Raw genomic sequence first — 3,003 nt, forward strand, 5'->3', positions numbered from 1 at the left:
CGATCACGTCAGAGCTGCGATCCGGCCGCTCCATGGCGGACACCCGAATCACCCCCACTGTAATCATCGCTGGAGTCCGTCAGGAAGTGCTTAATCGCGGGTAAATGCCGAGATTTTCGGGCAAGACGCCCGCCTCATCGCAGATTATCAAGGGCTAGCCCTTCGACCTGCGATACCCACAACCCGTAGTGCCCCGGGAACCGATTCCATAATGGCACAGGCATAAAAAAAGGCCCGGCTGGTGCCGGGCCTTCGGAGATCGCGCTCGGGGGCGTGTCAGTAGCGGTAGTGCTCGGGCTTGAACGGGCCGGCCTGCGGCACGCCGATGTACTTCGCCTGGGCATCGTTGAGCTTGGTCAGCTTGGCGCCGACCTTGGCGAGGTGGAGCGCAGCGACCTTCTCGTCCAGGTGCTTCGGCAGGGTGTAGACGTTGTTCTCGTAGTTGGCGTGGTGGTTCCACAGCTCGATCTGGGCGAGCGTCTGGTTCGAGAACGAGCAGGACATCACGAAGGACGGGTGGCCCGTGGCGTTGCCGAGGTTCACCAGGCGGCCTTCCGACAGCAGGATGATGCGCTTGCCGTCGGGGAACTCGATCTCGTCGACCTGCGGCTTGACGTTGTCCCACTTGAAGTTCTTCAGGCCGGCGACCTGAATCTCCGAGTCGAAATGGCCGATGTTGCAGACGATGGCGCGGTGCTTCATCGCGCGCATATGGTCGACGGTGATGACGTCGAGGTTGCCCGTGGCGGTGCAGAAGATGTCACCGCGCGGCGCGGCGTCTTCCATCGTCACGACCTCATACCCTTCCATCGCGGCCTGAAGGGCGCAGATCGGGTCGATCTCGGTGACGAGGACGCGGCAGCCGGCCTGGCGCAGCGAGGCGGCCGAGCCCTTGCCGACGTCGCCATAGCCGGCGACGACCGCGACCTTGCCGGACATCATGACGTCGGTGCCCCGGCGGATCGCGTCGACGAGCGACTCGCGGCAGCCATAGAGATTGTCGAACTTCGACTTGGTGACGCTGTCGTTGACGTTGATCGCCGGGAACGGCAGGCGGTTGGCCTTGGCGAGTTCGTAGAGGCGATGCACGCCCGTGGTGGTCTCCTCGGAGACGCCCTTGATCGCGGCGCGGGTCTTGGTGAACCAGCCCGGATTGGCCTTGAGCTGGCGCTTGATCAGCGCGAAGAAGATCGTCTCTTCCTCATTACCCGGCTTGTCGAGGAAGGCGGCGTTGCCGGCCTCGGCCTCGGCGCCGAGGATGATCAGCATGGTCAGGTCGCCGCCATCGTCGAGGATCATGTTCGGCGTGCCGCCGTCGCCCCAGGTGGCGGTCTTCAGCACGTACTCCCAGTACTCCTCCAGCGTCTCGCCCTTGATGGCGAAGACCGGGGTGCCGGTCGCGGCGATCGCGGCGGCGGCATGATCCTGGGTCGAGAAGATGTTGCAGGAGGACCAGCGCACGTCGGCGCCGAGTTCCTTCAGCGTCTCGATCAGCACGGCGGTCTGGATGGTCATGTGCAGGCAGCCGGCGATGCGGGCGCCCTTGAGCGGGGCCTTGCCCTTGTTCTCGGCGCGGACGGCCATCAGGCCCGGCATCTCGTCCTGGGCCATGTTGATTTCCTTGCGGCCGTAATCCGCAAGCGCGATGTCCTTGACGATGTAATCCGACATGGTGGGCTCCAATCCTGGCACCTGAAACGTGCGGGCTCTCTAGCAGCGCCCGGAGCGGAAGGCAATCAAAGATATAAAGATGTCTTTATATGAACGTCGGCAGGGCGATGATCCCTCGACGGGCCATGCGCCGTCCGACACCACCGCTCGCATGCTGCTCAGCGAAACACGCCCTCGCAACAGCGTAACAAAGAAGCAGATCAAAACGAAAAAGACGCCAAAGGCCTTGGCGAAAGCCGAAAGCGCCTGCGCGTCACGCCACACAGGCCGGCTACTCGCCCTCGCCGAACCTGTCGGCGATCAGGGCAGCCAGCGCGTCCAGGGCTGGCTGCGCCTCGGCCCCCTTGGCGACAATGGTGATCGTCGAGCCGATGCCGGCGCCCAGCGTCAAAACGCCCATGATCGAAGTGGCACCGACCGTCTCGCCGCAGCGGCTCACCGTGATGTCGGCATCGTAGCGGGCGGCACATTGCACGAATTTCGCCGTGGCGCGGGCGTGCAGCCCCTTCTTGTTGACGATCTCGAACTCGCCGTAGAGGGCTCCTGCGGGAATCTCGACGTCGGGGCAGTCACAATCCTCGTCCAAGCCGCCCTCCCCGCTCACGCCCGCTTACTTCCCCGCCAGCACGCGGCTGGCGACGGTGATGTATTTCCGGCCGGCATCCTGCGCGCTGGTCACCGCCTCGTCGAGGGTCTTCTCCTCGCGCACGCTGGCGAGCTTGATCAGCATCGGCAGGTTGATGCCGGCGACAACGTCGATCCGGCCCGGCTCCATCACCGAGATCGCCAGGTTGGAGGGCGTGCCGCCGAACATGTCGGTCAGAAGGATGACCCCGCTGCCGTTCTCGACCTGCTCGACGGCGGCAATGATATCGCGGCGGCGGCTTTCCATGTCGTCATCGGGAGCGATGGCGATCGTCGCCAGATGCGACTGAGGGCCGACGACATGTTCCAGGGCGGCGCGGAATTCCGTCGCCAGATGCCCATGAGTCACAAGGACCAGTCCGATCATTCAATCCAGCACCGGAGAGCGCCCATCGGCGCCCGGACAAGGTCGCGGTTTATGCGGCAGCTGCGAGATAATCGCAAGGTGTCCGCCATTAAACTTGTCGAAATCGTGGTTACGAATCGGCTGCTGTGAATAAGTCGAGCGCGGTCAGGATGAGCCGTTCGTCGCCAACGCGGCCGAAGACCCGCAGGCGCGGCAGGTCCAGGCCCACGAGATTGTCGACCAGATCCTCGGGCTCCGGCATCCGCGCCGGCTCCTCGCCGATCAGGTCGACGACGAGGCGAATGACCGCTGCGCCGGTGAAGGGCTCAGGCGTCAGACCG

At 64.3% G+C, this 3,003-nt stretch carries 3 protein-coding genes and 1 pseudogene; all 4 read right to left on the reverse strand.

The annotated features are described in order from the left end of the window. Nucleotides 1-276 precede the first annotated feature (276 nt). Nucleotides 277-1,671: an adenosylhomocysteinase gene (gene ahcY / locus ACIPIA_RS13380; protein WP_400510255.1), complete on the reverse strand. Its 1,395-nt coding sequence runs from the start codon at nucleotides 1,669-1,671 to the stop codon at nucleotides 277-279. 271 nt (nucleotides 1,672-1,942) lie between these two features. Further along, a complete protein-coding gene (locus tag ACIPIA_RS13385) occupies nucleotides 1,943-2,257 on the reverse strand; it encodes an HPr family phosphocarrier protein (protein WP_400510256.1) in 315 nt (104 codons plus the stop codon). 24 nt (nucleotides 2,258-2,281) lie between these two features. Further along, nucleotides 2,282-2,683 carry a PTS sugar transporter subunit IIA gene (locus ACIPIA_RS13390; protein WP_400510258.1) on the reverse strand — a complete coding sequence of 134 codons (402 nt, stop codon included), beginning with the start codon at nucleotides 2,681-2,683 and terminating at the stop codon, nucleotides 2,282-2,284. 109 nt (nucleotides 2,684-2,792) lie between these two features. Next, a pseudogene (locus tag ACIPIA_RS13395) lies at nucleotides 2,793-3,003 on the reverse strand (hypothetical protein); the annotation flags it as partial.

The sequence above is a fragment of the Allobosea sp. CER48 genome (assembly GCF_044752385.1).
GTDB lineage: Bacteria > Pseudomonadota > Alphaproteobacteria > Rhizobiales > Beijerinckiaceae > Allobosea.

Coding starts and splice junctions, on each gene's coding strand:
- ahcY (WP_400510255.1), bottom strand. CDS start 1,671: ATGTCGGATTACATCGTCAAGGACATCGCGCTTGCGGATTACGGCCGC.
- ACIPIA_RS13390 (WP_400510258.1), bottom strand. CDS start 2,683: ATGATCGGACTGGTCCTTGTGACTCATGGGCATCTGGCGACGGAATTC.